The organism is Aliiroseovarius sp. YM-037 (assembly GCF_048060095.1).
In the GTDB taxonomy this organism is placed as follows: Bacteria; Pseudomonadota; Alphaproteobacteria; order Rhodobacterales; family Rhodobacteraceae; genus JBLUOA01.
In genome coordinates this window covers 109,125-133,702 of record NZ_JBLUOA010000003.1, presented here as the reverse complement: position 1 = coordinate 133,702, position 24,578 = coordinate 109,125, and the positions used below count along the sequence as shown (strand labels likewise).

At 62.3% G+C, this 24,578-nt stretch carries 26 protein-coding genes; 11 read left to right on the top strand and 15 right to left on the bottom strand.

Annotated features, from left to right (window positions below; genetic code table 11):
* The first annotated feature begins 1 nt into the window (after position 1).
* Positions 2–1,021 (top strand): hypothetical protein, encoded by a 1,020-nt coding sequence (locus tag ACEWPJ_RS13840; protein WP_416513695.1) that lies wholly within the window; start codon positions 2–4, stop codon positions 1,019–1,021.
* Here ACEWPJ_RS13840 and ACEWPJ_RS13835 read toward each other — a convergent pair.
* The 4 genes from ACEWPJ_RS13835 to ACEWPJ_RS13820 are packed head-to-tail and all read right to left on the bottom strand — an operon-like array spanning position 1,018 to position 4,884.
* Positions 1,018–1,605, bottom strand: a complete 588-nt coding sequence (locus tag ACEWPJ_RS13835) for a GNAT family N-acetyltransferase (RefSeq protein ID WP_416513694.1) — start codon at positions 1,603–1,605, stop codon at positions 1,018–1,020. The genes ACEWPJ_RS13840 and ACEWPJ_RS13835 overlap by 4 nt on opposite strands.
* Positions 1,602–3,377 (bottom strand): bifunctional molybdopterin-guanine dinucleotide biosynthesis adaptor protein MobB/molybdopterin molybdotransferase MoeA, encoded by a 1,776-nt coding sequence (locus tag ACEWPJ_RS13830; RefSeq protein WP_416513693.1) that lies wholly within the window; start codon positions 3,375–3,377, stop codon positions 1,602–1,604. Before ACEWPJ_RS13830 ends, ACEWPJ_RS13835 begins: the two co-directional genes overlap by 4 nt.
* Complete coding sequence (gene mobA, locus ACEWPJ_RS13825; RefSeq protein WP_416513692.1) at positions 3,374–3,997, bottom strand: molybdenum cofactor guanylyltransferase MobA; 624 nt, start codon at positions 3,995–3,997, stop codon at positions 3,374–3,376. The genes ACEWPJ_RS13830 and mobA overlap by 4 nt, the downstream gene beginning before the upstream one ends.
* The gene (locus ACEWPJ_RS13820; RefSeq protein WP_416513691.1) at positions 3,994–4,884 is read right to left on the bottom strand and encodes a formate dehydrogenase accessory sulfurtransferase FdhD; all 891 of its coding nucleotides are present in this window, start codon (positions 4,882–4,884) and stop codon (positions 3,994–3,996) included. The genes mobA and ACEWPJ_RS13820 overlap by 4 nt, the downstream gene beginning before the upstream one ends.
* A 51-nt stretch (positions 4,885–4,935) precedes the next feature.
* Here ACEWPJ_RS13820 and ACEWPJ_RS13815 point away from each other — a divergent pair, with 51 nt between their 5' ends.
* Entirely contained in the window at positions 4,936–5,643 is a 708-nt protein-coding gene (locus ACEWPJ_RS13815) for an AzlC family ABC transporter permease (protein ID WP_416513690.1), read from the top strand.
* Positions 5,640–5,972, top strand: coding sequence for an AzlD domain-containing protein (locus ACEWPJ_RS13810; RefSeq protein WP_416513689.1), 333 nt, complete (start codon positions 5,640–5,642; stop codon positions 5,970–5,972). The genes ACEWPJ_RS13815 and ACEWPJ_RS13810 overlap by 4 nt, the downstream gene beginning before the upstream one ends.
* Here the strand turns inward: ACEWPJ_RS13810 and ACEWPJ_RS13805 are convergent.
* From ACEWPJ_RS13805 to ACEWPJ_RS13785, 5 genes are read right to left on the bottom strand one after another with little or no spacing between them, the layout of a single operon-like run.
* Positions 5,969–6,589: a hypothetical protein gene (locus ACEWPJ_RS13805; protein ID WP_416513688.1), complete on the bottom strand. Its 621-nt coding sequence runs from the start codon at positions 6,587–6,589 to the stop codon at positions 5,969–5,971. The genes ACEWPJ_RS13810 and ACEWPJ_RS13805 overlap by 4 nt on opposite strands.
* 48 nt (positions 6,590–6,637) lie before the next feature.
* Positions 6,638–6,772: an aa3-type cytochrome c oxidase subunit IV gene (locus ACEWPJ_RS13800; RefSeq protein WP_416513687.1), complete on the bottom strand. Its 135-nt coding sequence runs from the start codon at positions 6,770–6,772 to the stop codon at positions 6,638–6,640.
* A 57-nt stretch (positions 6,773–6,829) separates the two neighbouring features.
* Positions 6,830–7,303, bottom strand: coding sequence for a DUF6173 family protein (locus tag ACEWPJ_RS13795; protein ID WP_416513686.1), 474 nt, complete (start codon positions 7,301–7,303; stop codon positions 6,830–6,832).
* Between the two features lies 1 nt (position 7,304).
* Positions 7,305–8,351, bottom strand: a complete 1,047-nt coding sequence (locus tag ACEWPJ_RS13790; protein WP_416513685.1) for an MBL fold metallo-hydrolase — start codon at positions 8,349–8,351, stop codon at positions 7,305–7,307.
* 9 nt (positions 8,352–8,360) lie between these two features.
* Complete coding sequence (locus tag ACEWPJ_RS13785) at positions 8,361–10,079, bottom strand: acyl-CoA dehydrogenase (protein ID WP_416513684.1); 1,719 nt, start codon at positions 10,077–10,079, stop codon at positions 8,361–8,363.
* A 115-nt stretch (positions 10,080–10,194) separates the two neighbouring features.
* Between ACEWPJ_RS13785 and ACEWPJ_RS13780 the strand changes: the two genes are divergently transcribed.
* Positions 10,195–11,145, top strand: a complete 951-nt coding sequence (locus tag ACEWPJ_RS13780; protein WP_416513683.1) for an L-threonylcarbamoyladenylate synthase — start codon at positions 10,195–10,197, stop codon at positions 11,143–11,145.
* A gap of 4 nt (positions 11,146–11,149) precedes the next feature.
* Here ACEWPJ_RS13780 and ACEWPJ_RS13775 read toward each other — a convergent pair whose 3' ends face one another.
* Positions 11,150–11,725, bottom strand: a complete 576-nt coding sequence (locus ACEWPJ_RS13775; RefSeq protein WP_416513682.1) for a YqgE/AlgH family protein — start codon at positions 11,723–11,725, stop codon at positions 11,150–11,152.
* Positions 11,726–11,838: 113 nt separating this feature from the next.
* On the opposite strand from ACEWPJ_RS13775, the gene ACEWPJ_RS13770 reads away from it, so the two are divergent.
* Positions 11,839–12,651, top strand: coding sequence for a protein-disulfide reductase DsbD domain-containing protein (locus tag ACEWPJ_RS13770; protein WP_416513681.1), 813 nt, complete (start codon positions 11,839–11,841; stop codon positions 12,649–12,651).
* Here ACEWPJ_RS13770 and ACEWPJ_RS13765 read toward each other — a convergent pair.
* From ACEWPJ_RS13765 to ACEWPJ_RS13745, 5 genes are all read right to left on the bottom strand, one after another.
* Positions 12,648–16,025, bottom strand: a complete 3,378-nt coding sequence (locus ACEWPJ_RS13765; protein WP_416513680.1) for an efflux RND transporter permease subunit — start codon at positions 16,023–16,025, stop codon at positions 12,648–12,650. The two genes, ACEWPJ_RS13770 and ACEWPJ_RS13765, sit on opposite strands and share 4 nt — an antisense overlap.
* 3 nt (positions 16,026–16,028) lie before the next feature.
* Positions 16,029–17,486 (bottom strand): efflux RND transporter periplasmic adaptor subunit, encoded by a 1,458-nt coding sequence (locus tag ACEWPJ_RS13760; RefSeq protein ID WP_416513679.1) that lies wholly within the window; start codon positions 17,484–17,486, stop codon positions 16,029–16,031.
* An 83-nt stretch (positions 17,487–17,569) separates the two neighbouring features.
* Entirely contained in the window at positions 17,570–18,100 is a 531-nt protein-coding gene (moaB, locus tag ACEWPJ_RS13755; protein WP_416513678.1) for a molybdenum cofactor biosynthesis protein B, read from the bottom strand.
* Entirely contained in the window at positions 18,100–18,699 is a 600-nt protein-coding gene (locus ACEWPJ_RS13750; protein WP_416513677.1) for a metallophosphoesterase family protein, read from the bottom strand. Before ACEWPJ_RS13750 ends, moaB begins: the two co-directional genes overlap by 1 nt.
* The gene (locus tag ACEWPJ_RS13745) at positions 18,696–19,478 is read right to left on the bottom strand and encodes a uracil-DNA glycosylase (protein WP_416513676.1); all 783 of its coding nucleotides are present in this window, start codon (positions 19,476–19,478) and stop codon (positions 18,696–18,698) included. The genes ACEWPJ_RS13750 and ACEWPJ_RS13745 overlap by 4 nt, the downstream gene beginning before the upstream one ends.
* A gap of 104 nt (positions 19,479–19,582) precedes the next feature.
* On the opposite strand from ACEWPJ_RS13745, the gene ACEWPJ_RS13740 reads away from it, so the two are divergent.
* The 6 genes from ACEWPJ_RS13740 to ACEWPJ_RS13715 all read left to right on the top strand — a co-directional run bounded on the left by ACEWPJ_RS13740 (position 19,583) and on the right by ACEWPJ_RS13715 (position 24,566).
* The gene (locus tag ACEWPJ_RS13740) at positions 19,583–20,536 is read left to right on the top strand and encodes an aspartate carbamoyltransferase catalytic subunit (RefSeq protein WP_416513675.1); all 954 of its coding nucleotides are present in this window, start codon (positions 19,583–19,585) and stop codon (positions 20,534–20,536) included.
* Positions 20,533–21,099: a hypothetical protein gene (locus ACEWPJ_RS13735; protein ID WP_416513674.1), complete on the top strand. Its 567-nt coding sequence runs from the start codon at positions 20,533–20,535 to the stop codon at positions 21,097–21,099. Before ACEWPJ_RS13740 ends, ACEWPJ_RS13735 begins: the two co-directional genes overlap by 4 nt.
* Before the next feature lies 1 nt (position 21,100).
* The gene (gene pyrC / locus ACEWPJ_RS13730) at positions 21,101–22,372 is read left to right on the top strand and encodes a dihydroorotase (protein WP_416513673.1); all 1,272 of its coding nucleotides are present in this window, start codon (positions 21,101–21,103) and stop codon (positions 22,370–22,372) included.
* Entirely contained in the window at positions 22,372–22,977 is a 606-nt protein-coding gene (plsY, locus tag ACEWPJ_RS13725) for a glycerol-3-phosphate 1-O-acyltransferase PlsY (RefSeq protein WP_416513672.1), read from the top strand. Before pyrC ends, plsY begins: the two co-directional genes overlap by 1 nt.
* A gap of 104 nt (positions 22,978–23,081) precedes the next feature.
* Positions 23,082–23,945: a DUF805 domain-containing protein gene (locus ACEWPJ_RS13720; protein ID WP_416513671.1), complete on the top strand. Its 864-nt coding sequence runs from the start codon at positions 23,082–23,084 to the stop codon at positions 23,943–23,945.
* Positions 23,946–24,029: 84 nt separating this feature from the next.
* The gene (locus ACEWPJ_RS13715) at positions 24,030–24,566 is read left to right on the top strand and encodes a GbsR/MarR family transcriptional regulator (protein WP_416513670.1); all 537 of its coding nucleotides are present in this window, start codon (positions 24,030–24,032) and stop codon (positions 24,564–24,566) included.
* The last annotated feature ends 12 nt before the right edge of the window (positions 24,567–24,578 follow it).

Below are 24,578 nucleotides of genomic sequence, written 5' to 3'. Positions count from 1 at the left end.
CATGAGCGAGCCGAAGAAAGAACGCCCGATCAACCTCGGCATTTACAACAAGGCTGGCCTTGGCGGGTTCTCTACAGCTGAGCTGATCGCGCTTGTCCTTAGCGTCATCTGGATTCTGATGGTTGCGATTTTCTTTATCTTCGCAGGCGGCGACGAAAGCGGTGCGCGGTTTGACAGCCTGACGTTTGTGATGACGCTGCTGGCGATTTTCCTGCCAATTGCGGTGATCTGGATCGGCGCGGTGGCCGCCCGTAGCGCACGGATCATGCGATCCGAAAGCGCCCGGCTGCAATCCGCGATTGATGCCATGCGGCAAACATATGTCGTGCAGGCGCAAAGCGGAATTATCGGTGTCAAACCGTCGTTTGAACGCAAACTTGATGAAATCGCCGCCGCGCAAAAGCAAACAGAAACGGCGATTGTGACTTTCGCCTCAAGCCGCGAATCCGTGGGGCGCTTTACCCATGCGAAACCGCAGACCGAAGCGCCGAAGACGGCAGAGGGGCAAACCGCCCTCGCCCTCGGCACTCCGGCCGAGGCGCTGGTGCCGCCAATCTCCAAAGCGGACTTCATCCGCGCGCTGAATTTCCCCGAAACCGCCGAAGACCTTGAAGGGTTCAGCGCGCTGCGCCGGGCGTTGAAGGATCGTAACACCGCAAAGCTAGTCCAAGCCGCGCAGGACGTTTTGACCCTGCTCAGCCAAGACGGCATCTATATGGATGACCTCCACCCCGACCGCGCGCGCCCCGAAATCTGGCGCAAGTTTGCCGAAGGCGAACGCGGGCGGGCTGTGGCGGCCCTTGGCGGGGTTCGGGATCGGTCAAGCCTTGCGTTGTCCGCCGGGCGGATGCGGCAAGACCCGATCTTCCGCGATACAGTCCACCATTTCTTGCGGCAATTCGACAAATCCTTCGTCGCGTTTGAGGAAACCGCGTCAGATCAGGACATTGCTGAACTTTCGGACACGCGAACCGCGCGGGCCTTCATGCTGCTTGGCCGCGTGACAGGGACATTCGACTAAAGCCGGTAAACCATCTTGGTCGCCATCTTGAATCCAAACACCCAGCGGAACGGGCCAGTGGTTTCAACGCCATCCGCCTTGAACCCTACACGCTCATAAAGCGCGCGCGCCCTTGGATTGCTGTCGATCACGTCAAGCCGTACTTCGCTGCATCCGCGTTCTTTCGCTTCTGCGATCACTGCGTTCAGCAGGGCGGTGCCGACACCCATTCCCCGCGCCTCGGCCCGCACAAATATACCGTCCATCAGAAACTGGTCCGGCGTCAGATCCCGTTCCAGCACCGACAGGATCAAACCGCGCCAAAGCCCGCCGAAGGGGCCGTAAGCCGCGGTCAGGTCCGAAAGCTCTCCACCGACCAAAGCGCCGTCGCTGGTTTTGAAACCCGCGGCCCCCAGCAGCACGCCTTTGTCGTCGACCGCGCTGATCGCGTGATCGGGGCGCAGCACGTTCTGCACGAAACGCAGCGCCTTATTTTTCGGGCGCATGACCTTCGACAGCTTTTGTGAAAACGCTTCCCAAAACAGTTCGGCAACCTCGTTTCGATGAACCTCGGCAAAACCCTTTTCGATGGTCACACCGCTCATAGTCCAAAGCTTCCGTAGGGGACAAACCGCACGGGATCGCCCGGATTGATGTCGATTGCCCCGTCAGGCAGTTCGACCAACCCCTCCGCCCAGCTTAGGCCAGAGATTCTGCCCGACCCCTCGGAGGCGAAGGTTTCAACGGTTCCGTCCGCCAGCATCCGCGCCCGCAAATATTCGCGCCGCCCCGGCTTCTTGCGTTTTGTGAAGGCGGCTGGCACGGCGAAGCCCTGCGGCGCGGCCCAAGCGCCGCCAGCCATAACCGCGCAAGCCGGGCGGGCAAAGATCAGCGTGCAGACCAGCGCCGCCACCGGATTTCCGGGCAGCGCAAAGACCGGAACGCCCTGCCACAAACCCAGCCCCAGGGGCCGCCCCGGCTTTAACGCGATACGCCACATTTGCATCGCGCTCTGTTCGTTCAGCAGCGCCGACATGTGATCCTCATCCCCCGCCGATGCACCGCCGGATGTCAGGATCACATCCGCCATCGTCGCTGCGCTATCCAGCCGCTTCGCCAGCGCATCCCGGTCGTCGGCGACATGGCCCAGATCGACCGGCTGAAACCCCCAACGATCCGCGACGGACAGGAGCATCGGGCGATTGGCGTCATAGGTGCGCGCAATTTCGTCGGTACTGCCCGGTTCGGCCAATTCATCTCCGGTCGACAACACACCAACGCGCAGCCTTCGGCGCACAGCGACCTCGGCGATGCCAAGCGCCGACAGCAACGCCAGATCGGACGGGCGCAGGGTTTGCCCCTTTTTCAACGCGACCGCCCCGGCTTCCACATCTTCCCCGGCTTTGCGGGTATTCGCGCCGGGCTTCACCGGCCCTTCGAACGCGACGTGGGTGGGGGATGCGTTGGTATCTTCCTCAAGCACCACGGTATCGACCCCGGCGGGCAGGATCGCACCGGTTAGTATCCGCACGGCCTGCCCCGGCGGGACCACCCCAACAAAGGACGCACCCGCCGCCGCCCGACCATCGCAAAGCGGCAGGGTATTCGCGCCCTTCGCAATCGACGCATGGTCAAAGCCATAACCATCAACGGCGGAATTCGGCGCGGGCGGGTTCGACCGCCGCGCAACCTGATCGGCGGCGAGGATACGGCCCAGCGCGTCTTTCGTCGGAATGACCTCCTCTGCCATCACACACGCCATACTTGCCCGTAGATGTGCCAGCGCGTCATCGACCGGTATCCAATCGACACCCGCAGGCAAGGCAAAACAGTCATTGCTGAGCTTTGGTGGCGCAAGGTCAGCAGGCGCTGGGTCAGGCGCGATCAGGCCGACTTCGCGCAGGATGAAATCTGCAACGCCATTAGTGTCATCGAGATCAAACACCGGGATGCTGACATCCGGCTGTGGCACATCGCTCGCCAACGCCCGCACGCTGCTGTCATCGCGGGCGATCAGCGGGTGGCCCGCGGCGGCCCGGACCGCCTCAACCTTCGGATGGTGGTCTGCTTTGAACCCCTCAACCAGCACCAGATCGACGGGCGTAAGCCGGGCAAGCTGTGTTTCAAGCGTGGGTTCATCCGCGCCGCGAAGCTCCGCCATCAGCGCCCAGCGCGCGGCAGAGGACAGAAGAACCTCTTTCGCGCCCGCGACCCGGTGCCGGTGGCTGTCTTTCCCCGGCTGGTCGACATCAAAGGAATGATGCGCGTGTTTCAACGTGGACACCGTGAAACCACGCCCGGTGATCTCTGCAACCAACCGCTCCATCAACCCTGTCTTCCCCGCGTTCTTCCAACCGGTAACGCCATAAACCCTCATCCCGCGCCCTCCGTCAGCAGCGCTTCGGCGCGCGCGAGGTCTTCGGGCGTGTTTACGTTGAAGAACGGGTCGATCCGCGTGACCGGGAACACAGCCTCGGCCGCGCCGTGTTTGTCTGTCCACAGCACAACCTTGCGTAGCCCGTCTTGCAGCGCGGCCCGCAGATCATCGCGAAGCGCCACGGGCCAAAGCCCGAAGGTCGGATGCCGCACCTGCCCGCGTTCCGGGTCAGGCGTCGCGGCAAGGGCGATGGACGTGCCTGCATCCTCCACCGCCATCATCAGACGCGGCACGAGGTCTGGCGGAAAGAACGGGGTGTCCGCGGCGGCGGTGACGACATGATCAGCCCCCCAATCCACCGCCCAGTCCAACCCGGCGAGCACACCCGCAAGCGGCCCGGCAAAACCGTCGATGCTGTCCGGCAGAACCGGCAAGCCGTAGCCGTCAAACCGCCCCGTATCGCCATTCGCATTGAGCGCAAGCGATGCGACCTGCGGTTCGAACCGATCAATGACATGCGCCAGCAAGGTCCGCCCGCCAATCTTCAGCAAGCTCTTGTCGCCGCCACCCATCCGCCGCGACAACCCTCCGGCGAGGATCACTCCGACCGGTTGTTTCATACCCCGGCCCCTTTGCGGCGCGACTTGCGGCTTTCTTCCGGCACCGATGTCGGGTCTGCATCGCGCACCAAGCGTTCCTCTCCCGCCAAGCAGACGAATCGTTGCCCGCGCAGACGACCGATCAGGGTCAGTCCGACCTCTCGCGCGATTTCGACACCCCATGCGGTAAACCCGGATCGGGACGCAAGTACCGGTATTCCCATCAGCGCGGCTTTAATCACCATCTCGGATGTAAGCCGCCCGGTTGTGTAGAGGATTTTACCGTCGGCGCGGACATTTTCGGACAGCATCCAGCCCGCAATCTTATCGACCGCGTTATGGCGCCCGACATCTTCCATATAGACAAGGGGCCTGTCGGCTTCGCACAATACCGTGCCGTGGATCGCACCGGCCTCAAGATACAGGCTTGGCGTGCGGTTGATCTTGGCTGATAGCGTATAGAGCCACGAGGTCCGCAGCTCTGCCGCAGGCAACGTCAGCCCCTCCAGTCCCTCCATCATGTCACCGAACACCGTGCCGACGGCGCAGCCGGAGGTGCGCGTTTTCTTCTTCAGCTTTTCCTCATAGTTCGTTTGCCCATCCGTCCGCACGACAACCACGCCGAGGTCATCGTCGTGATCGACGCCCGAAACCGCCTCACCATCGCGCAGCATCCCCTGATTGCGCAGAAACCCGAGCGCGAGGTATTCCGGGTAATCACCAATCGTCATTGCGGTCACGATTTCCTGGCTGTTCAGGAAAATCGTCAGGGGTCGTTCTTCGACGACCGATGTTTCAACCTCTTGCCCGTCCTGATCGTGGCCGATAACCTTTCGCGTCAATCCGGCCCGCGCCGGGTCGGGCGCGATCAGATATTCATTCAGGTCATCACGGATTGCCATTTGCATCTCTCCTGCGATCCGGGCATCTCTAGGCCAGCGACACTCTAGGGGCTCTCCATGGCATCCTCCACCTCGAAATCCGCCTATCTACAGGGCATCCGCGACGGAGCGCCCTTTGTCATCGTCATCGTGCCCTTTGCGATGCTGTTCGGCGTCGTCGCGACCGAAGCCGGGTTGAACATCGTTGAAACGATGGGATTTACCATCCTCGTCATCGCGGGGGCCGCGCAGTTTGCGGCGATCCAATTGATGGTGGAGGACGCGCCGACCATCATCATCCTCGCGACCGCGCTCGCCGTGAACCTGCGGATGGCGATGTATTCCGCGTCGATGGCCCCGCATATTGGCGAAGCTCCGTTCTGGAAACGGGCGTTCATCGCCTATTTCCTTGTCGATCAAAGCTATGCGGTGTCGATCAACGAATACGAAAAACACCCGGACCGGAGCATTGCTGAAAAGCTATCCTACTTTTTCGGCGTCGTGACGCCGATCTGCCCGCTTTGGTATGCCTTCACGCTGATCGGTGCACTTGCGGGCGCGCAAATTCCACCGGAATTCGCGCTGGATTTTGCGGTGCCGATCACCTTTATCGCGCTCGTCGCCCCGGCGATCCGCACGATGGCGCATATGGCGGCGGTGATCGTCTCCGTCACACTGGCGCTGCTATTGGCATTCCTGCCCTATAACCTTGGCCTGCTGATCGCCGCGTTTGGCGCGATGGCCGTCGGCGCGCGGGTCGAATTGATGATGGAGGCCCAGAAATGATGGACATGAGCACTGGACATATCTGGTTGATCATCGCGCTGATGGGCATCGGCACGTTCCTGATCCGTTTTTCGTTTATCGGGTTGATCGGCAATCGCAAACTGCCGGATTGGGTGCTGCGGCACCTGCGCTATACGCCAGTGGCAGTTCTGCCGGGTCTTGTCGCGCCGCTGATCCTGTGGCCGCCTGCAACGGACGGCAACCCCGATCCGGCACGGCTTGCCGCTGCGGCAGCTGCTTTTGCCGCCGGATATCTGACGAAAAACGTGATCGCGGCCATTCTGGCCGGGATCGGAACGCTTTATCTGATGTTGTATCTGGTCGGTTAACGCACGATGGCCGGGGCGCGGATATAGCCTTCGAGCACGCCGGTATTATCATCTGAATCGTCATCCCGCACGGTGCGTGTTGTCACGCCCGGATACTGGCCGAACGCAGCCATCGCGCGTTTGGGGAACCACGTCTGCGGAAAGCCCTGGAACCCCGGCAGAGATGCGAGAATGGCCGTCACGCTTTTGGTGCATTGCGCCTTCGGAACCGCGCCGTAGCTTTGGACGGCACGCAATGCGGCCTCGGCAACCTCAGGCGAGACTTGCATCGTTTGAACGACCGTGTGGTAGGTTTCGCGCGAATGGTAGTCGAGGTAGAAATCCACAACCCGATCCGTGATCCCGAAATGCACATCGTTCCGTTCGGGAATCATCGGGTGATACCACGTGCCCGCCGGATCAAACATCACGCGCTGGCTGCCATTGACCATCAGACCCGCGTGCGCGCCCGCACCGGAACGGTTGCTAAGCACGGTGAACAGGGTCAGGGTTGGTGGGCCGTTGTGGCGATAGACCGCTTGCGCAACCTCATCATCCGGCGCCCATTTTGGTTCGGCAGTGGTGCCGCAGGCCGCCAGAAACACTGGCAAAGCCAGCCAAAGAAGTATTTTCCGCATCCACCCTACCCCGGTTCTTGCGTGGGGCGCAGCCGCGCCCCGTCAGACTTAGCTGTTGAAGATAGCCAGGAAGATCAGCACCAGAATTGAAACGACCGCCACCCAGGTCGAAGCCTTGATGAAGCCCTCAAACGTCTTTTCCTGAACGCTGGTATCCATCTCGCCGTGCTTATGTTCTTCCATGTCTTCAGATCCTCTTGTCGAAAGTTGACCGTCGTTTAGACGAAATCGAACGCGGTGTCACGTGTCAGCCTCACTGTCTTTCAAGTCTGCCGCCAGCCGGAAACCAATCCGGCTCGGCTCTGCCTTGGTGACTTCCTTCGGCAAGGCGCGCAGCATGACGTTCAACTGCGTCACGTGCTGGATCAACTGGGTCTTCGCGCCGACCTGATCGCTTCCGTAAAAGGTTACGATGTCGGGGTCGAAAAATCCCAAGCCCTCAATCCGCATGACCCCCATGTCGCCGCCGGCAAAGCCCATGGCGACCTCGTGTTCGTTATCAAGCTGCTTTTCGAAATTCTGGATGTAGAGGATGATCCTCTCATACGCCCATTCCGCCGGGCTTTTCTGCTTCACCGGTTTCTTTGTCACCGCATCGGGAATTTCTTCGGGCGCGGAGGTGATACTGCCGTCAGGATTACAGCGGACCGTATGCGACCGGGGCATCACTGCGTCTTCTTCCGCCTCGGCGGATGTCTTGATTTCATCGTTCACGCTACGTCTCCTCGACCTGCCACACCCACGCACCATCGTCGCGCAGGGTGCGGCTCGCAACCCCAATTTGATGAAGGTGTGAGACATGCGCCATCGCTTCGACGAGGGCGAGGCCGTATTCCCCCGCCCCGATTTCGCGCTTGAAAAGCGGCTGGAAACACTCCGCCGCCGTGCGTGGAGTCGCCAGATGCGCGCGCAGCCGACGCAACGCGCCGTGGTGATTGTCAATCAACTGCCGCATCCGGGTCGGCAAGCCGGTAAACGGCAATTTATGCCCCGGCAGCACAAGCTGATCGTCGCGGGCCAGCCCCGAAAGCCGCTCGCACGCTTCCAGCCAATCCGATAGCGGATCGGCCCCCGGTTCTGTCGCATAAACCCCGATATTGGGCGAGATCGACGCGATGATCTGGTCACCCGAAATCACCAGATTGTCATCGCGCGACCAGAATGTCGCGTGTTCCGGCGCATGTCCGTTGCCGATGTGAACGTCCCAATTCCGCCCGCCGATTCGCATCACATCGCCCTGTTTTATGCGCTTGAACCCCAGTGGCATCGGCGCGACGACATCGGCAAAATTGAACGGCCGCTCCGCCGCGCGTTCATCCAGGATCGCAGGGTCCATGCCGCAGGACCGCCAGAACGCGATGCTTTCCTCCGTCGGGCGATCCTGTTCGTCGAGCGTCAGCATCCGCGCGAACAACCACGCGGTGCGGGTCATCCAAAGCTCCGCGCCCCGCGTTTGGAACCAGCCGCCCAGCCCAACATGATCCGGGTGATGATGCGTCACGATCACCCGCGTCACGGGTTTGCCGCCAAGCGGCCCGGCCATCAGAGTGTCCCAGATCGCCCGCGTCCGGCGGCTGTTGAACCCGGTGTCGATCAGGGTCCACCCATCGCCATCGTCCAGCGCATAGACATTGACGTGATCCAGCGCCATCGGCAGCGGCAGGCGCATCCACAGCACGCCGGGCGCGATATCTGTTGCCTCGCCCTCGGCGGGCGGTGCGCCATGCGGATAGCGTAGCGGGGTCAGTGTTCCGTCCATCATGGCCCCTTATTAGCTGGCCAAATCCTCCGGCGACAGGGCATAAAGCCCCTCAGCTCCCTGACGCGCATGGATCAGCAATGCGGCATGTTCCGGCAGGATGCGTTTGATGAAGAACCGGGCAAGATGCGTCCGCGGCCCATCGCCGCCTTCCGCCCGCGCGGCTCTCAGATGGAAATGTGCGCCCAGCACCCGCGCCCACGCCCGCAGGTAAGGCACCGCCCCGGCGAACCGATCATTGAGGTCATCGCGGGTCAGCAGCCATTCCGTCGTTTCGCGCAGGCTTTCGGCGGCGGACCAAAGTGCTTCGCTCTTCTTCGGGAACATCTCACGCTCACGTTCTGCGGCCTGTTCGACCTCTTCCAGCAGGCGGAACGCGGCCTCGCCCTTGTCCATCAACTTGCGGGCAACAAGGTCCATCGCCTGAATGCCGTTGGTGCCCTCGTAAATCGCGGTGACGCGCACATCACGGCTGAACTGGGCAGCTCCTGTTTCCTCGATGAATCCCATACCGCCGTGAACCTGCACACCCATCTGGCTGATCTCGATCCCCATATCGGTGCCGTGTGCCTTTGCAATCGGGGTCAGGAACGCGGCGCGGGCGGACCAATCCACATCCCCCGTGGCGGTTGCCATATCGATCGCCGCCGCACAGGACAGCGCGATGGAGCGGACGGCGAAAAGCTCCGCCTTCATCGTGGTCAGCATCCGGCGCACATCGGCGTGGTCGATGATCGTGCCTGTGCCACCCTCAATAGGCGACGCGCCTTGCTTGCGTTCCTCGGCATAGGTCAGGGCGTGTTGAAATGCGCCTTCTGCCGCGCCAATCCCTTGCCCGCCGACGCCCAGCCGCGCGTTGTTCATCATCGTGAACATCGCCCGCATCCCGCCATGCGCCTCGCCCACCAACCACCCGGTCGCGCCGTCATACTGCATAACAGCGGTGGGCGAGCCGTGCAGACCCATCTTATGCTCCAGCGAAACAACCTTCAGGCTGTTCGCCTTGCCGACGCTGCCACCCTCATTTGGCAAGTATTTCGGCACCATGAAAAGGCTGATACCCTTTGTGCCAGGTGCACCATCCGGCAGACGGGCAAGCACCAGGTGGCACACATTCTCGCTGAAGTCATTGTCGCCCCAACTGATGTAGATCTTCTGCCCGGTGATCGCGTATGTGCCGTCGCCGTTATCCGCCGCCTTGGTGCTCAGCGCGCCAACATCCGACCCGGCCTGCGGCTCTGTCAGGTTCATCGTCCCGCACCATTCGCCTGAAATCAGCTTTGGCAGATAAAGCTCTTTCAACGCGTCGCTCGCGTGATGCTCCAGCGCTTCGATCTGACCCTGGCTCATCAGCGGGTTCAGTTGCAGCGACAGGCAGGCGCCCGCCATCATCTCGTTCACCGCGGTTGTCACGGTCATCGGCAGGCCCATGCCGCCATATTCCGACGGGGCAGAAATGCCGATCCAGCCGCCTTCGGCAATCGCACGATACCCGTCGCCAAACCCTGGTGAGGTGCGCACAACGCCGTTCTCCAGCACCGCCGGATGCATGTCACCTTCGCGCTGCAAGGGGGCCAGAACGTCGGAACACAGCTTGCCCGCTTCGGTCAGGATGGCTTCGGTCACGTCGGGCGTCGCTTCGGCAAACCTGTCGGTCTGCACCACCTGCCCAAAGTCTACGACATGATCAAAGATGAACTGAAAATCGCGAACGGGCGCTCTGTAGGCCATTCTCTTCCCTTCCCTTACCCGTCCAATTATGCTTTTGAACGGCACCACTTGCCTCCAACCCTAACCGAGAGTCGGGGACCATCAACCAAGACGCAGCGTCACGAAAAGGCCCGAGGTGACACAGACAGAGCTTCTTTCCGCCTCGCCAAAGGGCATCGGACGCGCCGCCGAATTGCTGCGCGACGGACAGCTTGTCGCCTTTCCGACCGAAACGGTCTACGGGCTGGGCGGCGATGCCTGCGCCGGTCGCGCCGTTGCCCGGATTTATGAGGCAAAGGGCCGCCCGTCTTTCAACCCGCTGATCGCCCATGTCGCGGACCTTGCAACCGCCCGCGCCTTTGCCGATTTCAGCGATGATGCGCTGCGCCTTGCCACTGCGTTCTGGCCGGGGCCGCTGACCATCGTGCTGCCAGTCCGCGCTGATGCGGGCCTTTCGACACTCGCGACCGCTGGCCTGACGACGATTGGCCTAAGGGTTCCTGATCACGAAAGCGCGCGCGCCCTGCTGACCGCTTTCGGCGGGCCGGTTGCCGCGCCGTCCGCCAATCTGTCGGGGCGGATCAGCCCGACGACCGCCGCGCATGTCATGGCGGGGCTGTCGGGCAAGATCGCTGCGGTTCTGGATGACGGGCCATGCTCCATCGGCGTTGAAAGCACCATCGTCGGCTTTGAGCTTGGCGAAGCGGCGCTTCTGCGCCCCGGCGGCCTGCCGGTTGAGGCGATTGAGGCCTGCCTTGGCCGCCCCCTTCTGACGCCGCACACCAGCGAAACACCATCCGCGCCCGGCCAGCTTCAATCGCACTACGCCCCCAAGGCCGCCGTGCGCCTGAACGTCACCGATCCGCGTGATGATGAGATTTTTCTGGGCTTCGGCGCGGTTGAATGCGCGGCACTGAACCTGTCCCCCTCCGGCGATTTGGTTGAGGCCGCGTCAGAATTGTTCAACGCGCTTCATATCCTTGACGATCAGGGGGTCGAAACCATCGCGGTGTCGCCGATCCCGGACACCGGGCTGGGCCGCGCGATCAATGACCGCTTGCGCCGCGCCGCCGCGCCGCGCAATTAAGCCATCAGGCCCGTCCGGCGGTGGCCGATAGCAACAGCGGATCAATCCCAAGCGATTTCAACGCCGCCGTCCATTTCTGCTCATTATCTTCGTCAAACACGATATCCGCGCTCGAATCGCAGGTCAGCCAGCCGTTTTGCGCAATTTCCTGTTCCAACTGCCCCGGACCCCAGCCCGCATAACCCAGCGCCAGCAGCGCTTGGGTCGGCCCGTTGCCGTGGGCCAGATCTTCAAGCACATCGAGGGTTGCGGTCATTCCGAACGCATCATCAACCCGCAAGGTCGTTTCCGCATCGCGGTAATCGGCGGAATGCAGCACGAATCCGCGCCCCAGTTCCACAGGGCCGCCAAAATGCACCTTGGGGGCCACGATTCCTTCGCCTGGCTCAATCGAGAGTTGCTTCAAAAGTTCTTCGAAACTCAGTTCAAACGACGGTTTGTTGACGATCAGCCCCATCGCCCCTTCGTCCGAGTGTGCACACATAAAAACAACGGACTTTTCGAACCGCGTGTCGCCCATACCAGGCATCGCAACAAGCAGTTTTCCTTCAAGATCCGGAGAGATTTCAACATCGCTCATCCACAAAGAATGGGCCTTATATGCTGCAGGTGCAAGTGGTGCCGGGGAACCATTCACGCAACGGTCGCCCGATTGTGATTTTCCCTTGCCGCTGGCACGTTTATGGTGCGCCCATGATTAAATCGCTTCTGACAGCCGCAACGCTGGCCCTGTTTCCCTGCCTGCCGACACCCGCAACCGCGCAGGTGCCCGATGGAATCGTGACGTTGAACGTGCTGCCCGGCTGGCGCACGGAACATGGCACCCACATGGTCGGGCTACGGATCACGCTCGCCGACGGGTGGAAGACATATTGGCGCGCGCCGGGTGAAGGCGGCATACCGCCCCGGTTTAACTGGGACGGGTCGGAAAACGTGACATCCATGCGCATCCACTGGCCCCGCCCCGGCGTGTTCGAAGCCAACGGCATTCGGTCGATCGGTTACGCCGACGAGGTTGTTCTGCCGATGGAATTCACACCGAATGATCGCAACCAACCGATCCAGCTTCGCGGTCAGGTCGAACTTGGCGTGTGCGAAACGGTGTGTGTGCCGATCTCTCTCCGGCTAAGGGCGGACTTGCCCGCCGGGGCCGCGAACCGCAACGCCGATATTCTTGACGCGATGGCCGATGCGCCTGCGTCACAAGGCTCCGCCGGGGTGCGATCCGTCCAATGTAAGGTTGAGCCAATCGCTGACGGCCTGCGCCTGACCGCGCAGATCACCATGCCACCGGTCGATGGCACCGAAGTCGCGGTCGTCGAACTGCCCGATCAACGGATTTGGGTGAGTGAGGCGGCCTCTACCCGCTCCGGCGAAACGCTGACGGCGTCGGTCGATATGGTGCCGCCGAATGCGCAACCGTTTTTGCTGGATCGGTCTGACGTGCGGATCACCGTTCTGGGCGCGACCCGTGCGGTCAATATCGAAGGCTGCACCGGAAGCTAGCTGCGCGGACGCAGCAGGATCGCCCCGGCGCCGAAGGCCAGAAGGCAAAGCACCGCCGCCCCAATCAGGAACAGCAACAGCCCCGCGATCTGCGCCGACAATGCGCCAAAGACCGGCGCCAACGACAGGATTGCGGCGGGCATGGCGCCCGTCAGAGCCGCCACCCCAAAGGTTCCGGCAAACAGCGCAACCAGCAGAACCGCCGTCACCGCGGCAATCACACCAAGCGCCCCGGCCCGCCCCGGCGCTCGCAGTGCCCGCGTCAGCCCCTTCATCTGCCGCCGCACGTCAAGCTGCATCGCCAGCAGCGCGGGCACAACAAGTAGAACAAGGATCATGCCGAACCCAAGCCCGTAGACCAGCGTAATCACAGTCGGCTTCAGGAATTGCGCGTCGACCGACCCTTCGAACAACAGTGGCGTCAGGCCCAGAACCGTCGTCATCGTGGTCAGCAGAACCGGGCGCAGCCGGTCTGCGGTTCCGTCGATGATCGCAGGGATCAGCCCTCGTTCTTCCGCGTATTCGTCGACCGTCGTCACCAGCACAATGGAATCGTTGATGATGATCCCCGTCATCCCGATCAACCCGACGACCGAGAACATGGAAAGCGGCACCTCCCACGCCACGTGGCCATAGATCGCGCCAACCAGTCCAAACGGCACGATGGCAAGCACAACGATAGGCCGCGTCCAGCTTGAGAATATCCAGGCCAGCGTCAGGTAAATCCCGATCATGCACAGGATGAAGCCAAGCAGGGCGTCCGACAGGAACTCCTCCTCCTGCTCTGACAATCCAGACAGGCGGAACGCGACGCCGAAATCGCTTTCGATCTTCGGCAGCAAGACCTCTTCCAACTCTGTCGATATCGCTGCGGCGCGGGCCGGGTCGTCTTCGGATAAGTCGCCCGTAACGGATACCAGCCGTATGCCGTTTTCGCGCCGGACCGTCGAAAACCCGCTGCGCGTCGTCACGGTCACAATGTCGGCCAGTGGCACGTAATCCCCGGCTTGGGTCCGCATCAGGCTCCGGTCAAGGAAATCCGCCGTCAGTTCCCCCTCCGGCAGTTCCACCCGGATCGCGGCGGAACGGGGGCCATCGGGGTAAGTTGCGGCCTCAATCCCGCCCAAGCGGTTGCGCAACACGCGGCCCAGCGCATCCGTCGAAAAGCCGAGTGTTTGGCCCTGCGGCGTCAGTTCAAGGATCAACTCTTCCTTGTCGTAGGCCAAACTATCCTGAAGCGCCGAAACCTCCGGGTATTGCGCAAGCGCCGTTTTCAACGCCTCTGCCGCGGCTTTCAGGGTTTCGGCATCGGCACCGAACAGTTCAACGCTTAGGGAATCCCCGCCGGGGCCGGAGCGCCAGCCGCGAAAGCTGACGGTTTCGGCCAGCGGGTGCTGGCGCACGGCATCCTGTATGTCAGCGACAAAGGCGAAGGCCGTGTAGGGGCGCAGGTCAGCATCGATCAATTCAATCGCGATCCCGCCGAGCAGGTCGGGATCTTTCGTATCCGCCCCCGACAGACCGAACCCGGTATTGCCGCCAACCTGCGCGATCACGTAGTCGACAGGATTGCGACCATGCTCCGCCTCGTACTCCGCACCAAGGTCGCGGACGGCGCGTTGCATCTCGCGCATCATCTCAATCGAATCCGCGCGGGTTGCGCCGGGCAACATGGCGAAGTTGCCCGTGACCGAGGACCGCTCCGGCGCATTGAAGAACCGCCATTGCAGATCACCCCGCACAAAGATCGAAACTTGCGAGGCAAGGACCAGAACAACCGCTGCCAGCACCGGATAGCGTGCCCAGACCACGAACCGCATGAAGGGGCGAAAGCCGCGTTCCCGCACCCAGGTGAAGCCCCGGTTCACAACCCGGTTCGGCCAATCATACCAATGCTGCTTGGCCGAATGGGCCAGCGCATGCGCCATGTGGTTCGGCAGGACGAGGAAACATTCAACCAGCGACGCGATCAGAACCGCGATCACTGTGAACGGAATATCCGCGATCAAGTCGCCAAATCGGCCGCCCACCACGATCAGCCCGAAAAACGCGATCACTGTGGTCAGGGTCGCGGAAAACACCGGCGCGGCCATCCGTTTCGCGGCGTTTTCCGACGCTTCCACCGGGGATTCCCCAAGACGCCGCGCCCTGAAATCCGCGTGTTCCCCAACGACAATCGCGTCGTCCACCACGATCCCCAGCGTAATAATCAGCGCGAAGAGTGAGATCATATTGATCGTCAACCCGAACAGATACATCAGCGCAATGGTCGCCAGCATAGCAACCGGAATCCCCGCCGCGACCCAGAACGCAGTGCGGGCGTTCAGGAACAGGAATAGCAGGGTGACGACCAGCAGCAGCCCGACCGCGCCGTTATCAAGCAGGATATCCAACCGCCCGGTAATCGCCTCCGCCCGCGTTCGGATCAGATCGACGGAGACTCCTTCAGGCAGCGTCGCGCGCAGTTCTTCGGCGACGTCTTCGACCTTATGCTGAATATCAATCGCATCGCCCCGGTCGGACCTATCAATCCGCACCGAAATCGCCGGGTTGTCGCCGACGAAATAGGCCCGGTTCCGGTCGATACCACCAACGGTGACCTGCGCCACATCCCCGACGGTTAGCTGCGATCCATCCGGGTTCGACCGTAGCGCAATGGCGGTGATCTGGTCCGCTCGCCGCTTCTCAACCCCCGTCCGGACCCGCGCATTCGCGCCAGTCACGTCGCCCGCCGGGTCCGATGCGACCTCTTGCGCGATGGCTTCCGCGATCTCCGCCATGCTCAGATCGTGTTCGATCAGGGCGAGCGTTGGCACCTCTACCACGGTTTCCGTCGCCGCCACGCCCCGGATCGTGCTGCGCGTGACCCCGGCGGCGAACAGCCGCGTCACGAATTCATCCGCAAACCGGCCCAATTGGTCCGTCGCAACAGGCCCCGTAATCACAACATCTGTCACCCGGTCGCGCCATGCGCCGCGCCTGATGGTCGGGTCTTCGGCATCCTCCGGCAGGGTTGTGACGGCATCGACAGCCGCCTGAACCTCATCCGCCGCGCGGCCCATATCCCAATCGGGTTCAAAATCGAGCGTGATCGACCCCCGCCCCTCGCTGGACCGGGCGGAGGAGCTTTCGACCCCCTCGACCGCCAACAGGGTCGGCTCAAGCACCTGCACGATGGAGGCGTCGACATCTTCGGCCCCCGCGCCCTTCCAGACGACAGAGACGGTGACGTTGTCGATAATCACATCCGGCAGGAACTGCGCGCGCATCTTCGGCACGGCGGCAATACCAAGCGCGATCATCAGGACAAGCAACAGGTTTGCAGCCGTGCGATGCCGGGTGAAGTAGCTAAGCACGCCTGCCGCGCGGATCATGGCCTAGCCCCCCATCCGCGCTTCCAGCCGCTTCACGACCTGCGCTGGCACCTTATCCTGCGCCAATTGGGCCAGCACGCGAGCCTTGGCATCGTCGGGCATCCGGGTGTTGCCTTCGACAAAGGCCATTAGCGCAGCGCGGCGTTCTTCGGTCAATTCGACCGTGTCGGGTTGATCCGGCACGCTCGCGTCATTCTCGCGGATTGGGCGCACCTTGATCCCAGCGCCGAGAAGGGGGGAGCGGGCGGCGATGACCTCTCGCCCCGCAAGGTCCGGCGCGCGGATCAGCACATCGTCATCCTGTCGCCGCAGTAGCGCAACTTCGACCTCTTCCAGCCGATCCTCTTCGCCCAGCACCAGCACGCGGTTGGCGGAATCGATCGCCGTCGCGGGCAGTCGGGCAACCGCGTTCAACACCGGTTCCCTTATCCGGACCGTTACGAAATCACCGGGGCGAAAGCCGCGCGCCTCATCGAGTCGGGCAAACAGTAAGCGCCCGGTCTGCCCTTCACCGACCGATGCACTTTCGCGGCTGATCACACCCTCGGTCGACAGGTCAATCCCCGACACATCCAGCACCACCTGAACCGGGGCTTGGGTCAGCCGACCATCTTCATTCAATAGCCGCGCGTATTGCGAGGTTGAGACGCGGAATGACACCTCAAGCCTGTCCGGATCGGTCAATTGCCCGACCCGTTCGTTATTCGCAACCAGCCCGCCTTCGACAACGCTCACATCCCCCAGCGTGCCGGGGAATTGGGCGGTGATCGTGGTATCCGCCAGCTTCCGTTCCGCATCGGCAAGATTGATTTTCTGTCTTTCCAGCCGCGTCTTGGCGAGGTCGAGCCGCGCTTCGCCCTGCGCGAGCGCTTGCCTGCGCGACACAACAGCTTGATCCGCAGCCGATGCCGCAAGTTCTGCCGTTTCAACTGCGGCTTCCGTCCCAACGCCGCGTTCACGCAAATCGCGCTGTCGGGTCAGCGCCGCGCGTCGCAGGCGGGCCTGCTCCTCGGTCGCGGAAAGCTCCTCTGCCGCCAGTGTCAGGGCGCGTTCGGCATCGCGCAATTCCGCTTCAGCCTCAGCCAGATCGGCGCGGGCGCGGGCGAGGTCCGACTCCGCCTCGGCCGGGTCAATCCGCATCAGAAGCGCCCCGGCCTCAACCGCGCCGCCATCGACGAAACTGTCGGAAAGTTCGACAACCGTGCCGGAAACTGTCGCCCGCACGTCAAGCGTCCGGCGGCTGCGCACCTCGCCGAAGGTCGCAAGGACCGGTGTGATGTCTTCGGCGACATAGGGCAGCACATTGACCGCGAACACACGCTCGCGTGCCGCCCGGTCCGCGCCGTCATTCGCCATGCGGGTTTCGATAGCGGAATAGAGCATCCAGCCCGCCCACGCCAGAAAGCCCACCGTCAAAGACAGCAGGAACAATCCGGTCAGGCTTCGCCGCAAGAACCGCATTTCAACCCTTTTTCCGTGTCGTCACACTATCTTATACATGATGTCGGGCGCCGTGGCTCACAATAGGTTTACGCGGCGGCGCGCTATTTCCGTCGCAGATGTTCGTCAAGGCGCGGAAAAATCTCAACGAAGTTGCAGGGCATGTGGCGATAATCAAGCTGCGGTGCGAGGATACCATCCCACGCATCCTTGCAGGCACCGGGGCTGCCCGGCAGGGCGAACAAATACGTGCCCTGCGCGACCCCACCCGTCGCGCGGGACTGCACCGCCGACGTGCCTATTTTTCCCCATGAAATCATGGTGAAAACCGTGCCGAAGGCCTCAATTTCCTTTTCATAGACATCACGATGCGCCTCAACCGTCACATCGCGCCCGGTCAGGCCGGTGCCACCGGTCGAGATGATAACGTCAATATCCGGATTCGCGCACCATTCGCGCAGTTGTGCAGCGATCTTTGCCCGCTCATCCCTCACGATGTCGCGCGCGGCCAGAACATGCCCCGCATCCCCAATCCGATCCGCAAGCACCTGGCCGGAACGATCATCGGCCACACTCCGGCTATCCGATACCGTCAGCACGGCGATCCGCACCGGAATGAAATCCCTGTCAGCCATCAGCTTTTCTCCGAAACCTCGAACCAATTCACTGTCGGGCCAAGGTTGCGCACTTCCGTCGCGCCGATCTGCCCGCCTTGGCCCCAGCAATCATGCACATGGCCGCAGAACAGCCGTTGCGGCTGCAATCGTTCCGCCGCGTCCCGAACCGCAACAGACCCAAGCGATCCATACCCCTCAATCACGTCCGCAACACCCTTGGGCGGAGAGTGTGTCACGAGGATATCGCACCGTTCAATCGGGGCCAGCAACGCGGCGGCATCCTCCTCCGATAGGTCATACGACCATGGCAGACGCGGCAGCGGTGGCACCGCGCAGCCAAGGCCTGCAACGGTGATGCCGCTGATTTCGGCCACCTCCCCATGCAGCACCCGTGCTTTGGTCGCGGCGCGCAAAGCCTCCGCGGTTTCGCCATTTCCGGGCACGTAGATCGCCTTTTCCGCGATCGGCGCCAAGGCCGCCATCGTTTCGGCCAAGCCTTCGTGTTGTTCAGCAAAATCACCAGCGCCAATCACCAGATCTGCGTCCCGTCCCGCTGTCACGATCCGCGCGCAGGCGTCCAGATCGCAATGCACGTCTGAAAACGCGAGTATCTTCATCCCCCCTCCCGCAGCTTCGCCTGAAGCATCAGCAGATCGTGCCACGCCTCGCGTTTGGCTTCGGGGGTGCGCAACAGATAGGCCGGGTGGAACATCGGCAGCGCGGGGCGGCCAAGCACTTCGGTCCATTTGCCACGCATCCGGGTGATCCCCTTCTGCCCGGTCATGGCTACACAGGAAATTCCGCCCATCAGCACTAGCACATCGGGATCGGCCAGCGCGATATGCCGTTCGATAAACGGGCGGAACATCGCGATTTCATCGCCCGATGGGTTGCGGTTCTGCGGTGGCCGCCACGGTAGGATATTGGTGATGTAGATCGCCTGCGCCGCATCCTCCGCATCCCGCGCCATGTCGATGGCGGCAAACATCTTGTCGAGCAATTGCCCCGCCCGTCCGACAAAGGGCTTCCCCTCGCGGTCCTCGTCGCGGCCCGGTGCTTCGCCAATGATCATCACGCGTGCGGCGGGCGGGCCGTCGGAAAACACACAGCTTCGCGCGCCGCGTTTCAATTCGCACAGATCATAGGCCGCAAGCGCCGCCTGCAACTGCTCAATGTCCGCCGCGCCCGATGCCGCTGCTTCGGCCAAAGCAACCGGATCGACCACCTCAGCCACCGTCGGAGCCTCGACAGCCGGTTCGGCCACCACGGGCTTCGCCGCGACCTCGGGCACCTCATAGCGGTTGACCGGAGCGTCGCCGATCGCCTCGGTCGCGCCCAGCTCAATCTGCCAGTCGAGCATTGCCTTCAATGCATGAAAATCTTGCTCTTGCTCCATTCCGCAAAGCTACGCCCGCGCCCGGCGAAGGTAAATGCCCGATCGCCCCCTTGCCCCATCGCGGTATCGCCCCCTATAAGCGGACAAATCAGGTCGGAGTGCACATGACTTTCAACGCGCGTCACCTTCTGGGCATCGAATACCTGCGCCCTGAAGAGATCGAGACGATCCTCAACCTGTCCGACACCTATGTTGATCTGAACCGCCGCCCGGACAAGCACGCCAACGCGCTTGAGGGGCTGACCCAGGTTAACATGTTCTTTGAAAACTCCACCCGAACGCAGGCGAGTTTTGAGCTTGCCGGGAAACGCCTTGGCGCCGACGTGATGAACATGGCGATGCAGGCAAGTTCCGTGAAAAAGGGCGAGACGCTCATCGACACGGCCCTGACCCTAAACGCGATGCACCCCGATATCCTAGTCGTGCGGCACCCCCATTCCGGCGCGGTCAACCTGCTGGCGGAAAAGGTCAACTGCGCGGTGCTGAACGCGGGCGACGGACGGCACGAACACCCGACGCAGGCGCTGCTTGACGCGCTGACGATCCGTCGCGCCAAGGGACGGCTGCACCGCCTGTCCATCGCGATCTGCGGCGACATCGCCCATTCACGCGTCGCCCGGTCAAACCTGATCCTGCTCGGCAAGATGGAAAACCGCGTCCGCCTTGTCGGTCCGCCGACCCTGATGCCCGCCGGAGTCGCCGACCTTGGCGTCGAGGTCTTTCACGACATGCGCGAGGGTCTGCGCGACGTTGACGTCGTGATGATGCTGCGCCTGCAGCGTGAACGTATGGACGGCGGCTTCATCCCGTCCGAGCGTGAATACTACCACCGCTATGGGCTCGACGCCGAAAAGTTGGGATACGCCAAAGAAGACGCCATCGTCATGCACCCCGGCCCGATGAACCGGGGGGTGGAGATCGACGGAACCCTCGCCGACGACATCAACAGGAGTGTCATTCAGGAGCAGGTGGAGATGGGCGTCGCGGTGAGGATGGCGTGTATGGATTTGCTGGCGCGGAATTTGCGAGCGACCAAAGAAGAAGGAAACCTCGTATGAGCGATCCGTTACACTCACCACCCGGTCATCATCGGCGCATCTGGGTCTTTTCCGTCGACCTGCCGGAAGATGAAATTCCCGCATTCAATCGCGAGAGTTACAACGAGGACGGCGACATGACCAACTGGCCGTTAAAGGACGCGCTTGGCGTCCCGTTCCTCGACCATGACTTCATCGAACTCTTCAACGCTTCCGACATAAAAGAATATGGTCTTTCCCGTTACCTGACCGACGCGAACGGCATGGCCGAAAAAGAGGTGGCCCCGGATGCCGAAAAACTCGATGCGCTCAAGGGGCACATCCTTCTGGTGTTGTCCGAAGCCTTCGACGAGAGAGAGGTTCGCCTCAACCCGAAACCGCCGTTGAATTTTCTGGGAGTCTACAAACAGGAACCAATGTCGATGCCGACAGAACCGCTACGTTCAGAATCTGCGAAGGGCATCCTCACAGGCACACCCGGAAAGACACCCCCCCCACCTGAAAAGAGCGGCCTGATCTCGAAATTGCTCGTCGCTGCTTTCCTGCTTGTGCTCGCCATCGCTGCCTGGCTCTTGGTGTTCTAGGATGGACGCGCTCTGCCTCACCAACACCCGCCTGATCGACCCGGACTCCGGCACCGACACGCTCGGCTGGCTCCGCATCGAAGGCGGTGTGATCGCGGAAATCGGCCACGGGGACGCGCCTTCGGGCGGTGTCGATTGCGGCGGCCACTGCCTCGCCCCCGGAATCGTCGATATCGGCGTGAAGATTGGGGAGCCGGGCGAGCGCCATAAGGAATCCTTCCGCACCGCCGGGGGCGCTGCGGCGGCGGGCGGGGTCACGACCATGGTGACGCGGCCCGACACGACCCCGGCGCTCGACACACCCGAAGCGCTGGAATTCGTCACCCGCCGCGCGCGGGAGGCCGCGCCCGTCAACGTGTTGCCGATGGCCGCGCTGACCAAAGCGCGCGACGGGCGCGAAATGGTCGAAATCGGCTTCCTGTCGGACGCGGGCGCCGTCGCGTTTACCGATTGCGACCGGGTGATCGAAAACACCAAAGTGTTTTCCCGCGCGCTGACCTACGCGGCAGGCCTTGGTGTGTTGGTGATCGCACATCCGCAGGAACCGGGCCTGACAGGTGGCTCCGCTGTGACCTCGGGCAAATTCGCGAGCTTGCGCGGGCTGCCTGCTGTGTCACCCGTGGCTGAACGCATGGGGCTGGAACGCGACCTTGCGCTGGTCGAAGCTACCGGCGCCCGATACCACGCCGATTGCCTGTCGACCGCCGCCGCCCTTCCCGCGCTGAGCCGCGCGAAGGAGGCGGGGCTGGACGTCACCGCCGGGGTGTCGATCCACCACCTGACGCTGAACGAATTTGACGTGGGCGACTACCGCACCTTCTTCAAAGTGAAACCCCCGCTCCGCAGCGAAGACGACCGTATCGCGATGGTCGAGGCCGTGGCTGCGGGCCTGATCGACGTGATCTCCTCAATGCACACCCCGCAGGACGAGGAGTCCAAGCGCCTGCCGTTTGAAGAAGCCGCATCGGGCGCCGTCGCCCTCGAAACCCTGCTGCCCGCCGCGCTGCGCCTTGTCCACGCGGAGATGATTGACCTGCCGACCCTCTGGCGCGCGCTGTCGCTGAACCCGGCGAAACGGCTTGGCCTGCCCTCGGGCCGTCTGGCGCTCGGTGCCCCCGCCGACCTCGTCCTGTTCGACCCCGACGCGCCGTTTGTCCTTGACCGCTTCACGCTCCGGTCGAAATCGAAAAATACCCCCTTTGACGGGCAGCGAATGCAGGGCAAAGTGCTGAAAACCTTTGTCGCCGGGGCCGAGGTTTACGGAGGCGTCTGATGCCCGAGATCGTCACATCAACCAATATGCTCGCCATCGCGGGGCTGCTCGGCTACCTGCTCGGCTCCGTCCCGTTCGGGATCATCGTGGCGCGGCTGATGGGGCTGGGTAACCTGAGAGAGATCGGCTCCGGCAATATCGGCGCGACCAACGTGCTGCGCACCGGGAACAAAGCAGCGGCGGCGCTGACCCTGCTGTTCGACGCGGGCAAAGGCGCGGTCGCCGTGCTGATCGCCCGCGCATGGCTGGGCGAGGACGCGGCACAGCTTGCGGGCTTGTGCGCCTTCCTTGGCCATCTGTTCCCGGTCTGGTTGGGCTTTAACGGCGGCAAGGGGGTCGCGACCTTCCTTGGCCTGTTGCTGGCGTTGACTTTTTCCGTCGGGGTGTCGGCGTGCCTGACGTGGCTCGCTGCCGCCGTTGCCTTGCGCTATTCGTCGCTTGCGGCGCTGATGGCGGCGGCAACCTCGACCCTTTGGATGCTGCTGTTCGGGCATTGGGATGGCATCGTGCTGACCACGATCCTGACCGCCCTGATCTACTGGAAACACTGGCCGAACATCATGCGCCTGAAAACCGGGAAAGAACCGAAAATCGGGCAGAAATAGCCCGGCCTACTCCCGTTCTGCGCGCTTCCCCTTCTTTGTCCTCAACCCGCCGTATTTGCGCCAAAATCCCGCGCTAGCCGTTGGAAAAACGGACGGAGGGGCACATGACCGGACCAGCAACAGCGCTTGAAAACTTCATCTTCAAACCCGTGAATGTCTGGAGCCGTGCGACACGCGCCGAGTATTGGTGGATCATCCCGCCAATCTGGATAGCCATGCTGATATTCCTTGCGATCGACCTCAACTCGATCTGGGCCAGCCTGCTCGCCCGCGAAATTCCGTCGCTGAACCCATTCAACTACGGTTCGTTCTTCCTGTTCACCCTGACCGCGATCCCGCGCTATGCGCTGACGGTGCGCCGTCTGCACGATTCCGGGCGCCGGGCGAAATGGGCGTTTCTGCCGTTCACCGCGTTCTTCCTGACTATCTCACTCCTCCTCGGTCTTGGCTCTGCCATGCTGACAACGCCGGGCAGCCCGTTTGGCGCGGGCGCTGCCTTTGCCGCCGTGCTGACCGCCGGGTATTGGGAAAACATCTGGGATGTGCTGTTCCTGCTCGCCGCCAGTGCGGAGGGCGCGAGTATGCCGAACCTGCCGGATGTGCAGATGCCCGAGACGAGCTTTTTCCTTGGCCGGATCGCCGATGTGATCGCGGAAAATCCGGCGCAGAACACTCCGATGCTGGTTGTGATGAGCATTCTGGTCTTCGGCCCATTTATCGCGATGGGGTTGTTTATCAGTTTCATGCTGCTGCCCTCACAGGACAAGGAAAACGCCTTTGGTCAGCCGGTTCAGGTTAGCAACCCAAGCCGGACGGGCGACTCCGCGAAACAGGCCCACAACCCGTTCGCAGCCTACGCGATCCTCGATCAGCCGGAAGTCGTGGACGATGCCGCCACCCGCGCCGCACGCAAACGCGAGGTCAAGGCGCTTTACCAAAGCCGTGTGCTGGGCGCGGATAAGTCCTGAGCCAACCCTTCCTCGCGATCATAGCTTGACATGTCGTGATGTTCTGTTATTTCTGTCTATACAGAAATTAATAGAGACTCAGACATGAACCTCACACCCGCCATGCAGAACTTTATCCTCCACTGGGGGGAGATGGGCGCGAAGTGGGGCGTGAACCGGTCCGTCGCGCAAATCCACGCGCTGCTGCATATCTCGCCCGATCCAATGACTGCAGAGGAGATTTGCGAAACCCTGAACCTTGCCCGCTCCAACGTCTCGACCGGCCTCAAGGAATTGCAGGGTTGGAAGCTGGTCAAAGCTTCGCGCAAGCTTGGCGACCGGCGCGATCATTTCCATTCGATCCGGGACATGTACGACCTCGTCAACACCGTCGTCGAAGGGCGCCGCGAACGCGAATACGTTCCAACCCTGACCGCCATGCAAGAGGTGCTGGAAGAGGCAAAATCCGACGGCACCCCTGAAAGCATCCGCGCGCGGTTGAAGGAAACGACCGACGTGATGGCCGAGTTTGACCGCTGGTATGGCGATGTTTCTCGCCTGTCCCGCCCGGTGCAAAAGGCATTGCTGAAGCTCGGTGGCCGTGTCGCAAAGCTCATCCCAGGGGGCAAATCCCAAGGCTAAAAATTTTGGCCA

Bases quoted from the DNA above. Each gene is read 5' to 3' on its own strand.
- ACEWPJ_RS13830 (WP_416513693.1), bottom strand. From the start codon at position 3,377: ATGAGGGTTTATGGCGTTACCGGTTGGAAGAACGCGGGGAAGACAGGG.
- ACEWPJ_RS13835 (WP_416513694.1), bottom strand. From the start codon at position 1,605: ATGAGCGGTGTGACCATCGAAAAGGGTTTTGCCGAGGTTCATCGAAAC.
- mobA (WP_416513692.1), bottom strand. From the start codon at position 3,997: ATGAAACAACCGGTCGGAGTGATCCTCGCCGGAGGGTTGTCGCGGCGG.
- ACEWPJ_RS13775 (WP_416513682.1), bottom strand. From the start codon at position 11,725: ATGAGCGATGTTGAAATCTCTCCGGATCTTGAAGGAAAACTGCTTGTT.
- ACEWPJ_RS13820 (WP_416513691.1), bottom strand. From the start codon at position 4,884: ATGCAAATGGCAATCCGTGATGACCTGAATGAATATCTGATCGCGCCC.
- ACEWPJ_RS13815 (WP_416513690.1), top strand. From the start codon at position 4,936: ATGGCATCCTCCACCTCGAAATCCGCCTATCTACAGGGCATCCGCGAC.
- plsY (WP_416513672.1), top strand. From the start codon at position 22,372: ATGCCCGAGATCGTCACATCAACCAATATGCTCGCCATCGCGGGGCTG.
- ACEWPJ_RS13740 (WP_416513675.1), top strand. From the start codon at position 19,583: ATGACTTTCAACGCGCGTCACCTTCTGGGCATCGAATACCTGCGCCCT.
- ACEWPJ_RS13840 (WP_416513695.1), top strand. From the start codon at position 2: ATGAGCGAGCCGAAGAAAGAACGCCCGATCAACCTCGGCATTTACAAC.
- pyrC (WP_416513673.1), top strand. From the start codon at position 21,101: ATGGACGCGCTCTGCCTCACCAACACCCGCCTGATCGACCCGGACTCC.
- ACEWPJ_RS13745 (WP_416513676.1), bottom strand. From the start codon at position 19,478: ATGGAGCAAGAGCAAGATTTTCATGCATTGAAGGCAATGCTCGACTGG.
- ACEWPJ_RS13785 (WP_416513684.1), bottom strand. From the start codon at position 10,079: ATGGCCTACAGAGCGCCCGTTCGCGATTTTCAGTTCATCTTTGATCAT.
- ACEWPJ_RS13760 (WP_416513679.1), bottom strand. From the start codon at position 17,486: ATGCGGTTCTTGCGGCGAAGCCTGACCGGATTGTTCCTGCTGTCTTTG.
- ACEWPJ_RS13770 (WP_416513681.1), top strand. From the start codon at position 11,839: ATGATTAAATCGCTTCTGACAGCCGCAACGCTGGCCCTGTTTCCCTGC.
- ACEWPJ_RS13735 (WP_416513674.1), top strand. From the start codon at position 20,533: ATGAGCGATCCGTTACACTCACCACCCGGTCATCATCGGCGCATCTGG.
- ACEWPJ_RS13805 (WP_416513688.1), bottom strand. From the start codon at position 6,589: ATGCGGAAAATACTTCTTTGGCTGGCTTTGCCAGTGTTTCTGGCGGCC.
- ACEWPJ_RS13720 (WP_416513671.1), top strand. From the start codon at position 23,082: ATGACCGGACCAGCAACAGCGCTTGAAAACTTCATCTTCAAACCCGTG.
- ACEWPJ_RS13800 (WP_416513687.1), bottom strand. From the start codon at position 6,772: ATGGAAGAACATAAGCACGGCGAGATGGATACCAGCGTTCAGGAAAAG.
- moaB (WP_416513678.1), bottom strand. From the start codon at position 18,100: ATGGCTGACAGGGATTTCATTCCGGTGCGGATCGCCGTGCTGACGGTA.
- ACEWPJ_RS13790 (WP_416513685.1), bottom strand. From the start codon at position 8,351: ATGATGGACGGAACACTGACCCCGCTACGCTATCCGCATGGCGCACCG.
- ACEWPJ_RS13750 (WP_416513677.1), bottom strand. From the start codon at position 18,699: ATGAAGATACTCGCGTTTTCAGACGTGCATTGCGATCTGGACGCCTGC.
- ACEWPJ_RS13765 (WP_416513680.1), bottom strand. From the start codon at position 16,025: ATGATCCGCGCGGCAGGCGTGCTTAGCTACTTCACCCGGCATCGCACG.
- ACEWPJ_RS13810 (WP_416513689.1), top strand. From the start codon at position 5,640: ATGATGGACATGAGCACTGGACATATCTGGTTGATCATCGCGCTGATG.
- ACEWPJ_RS13715 (WP_416513670.1), top strand. From the start codon at position 24,030: ATGAACCTCACACCCGCCATGCAGAACTTTATCCTCCACTGGGGGGAG.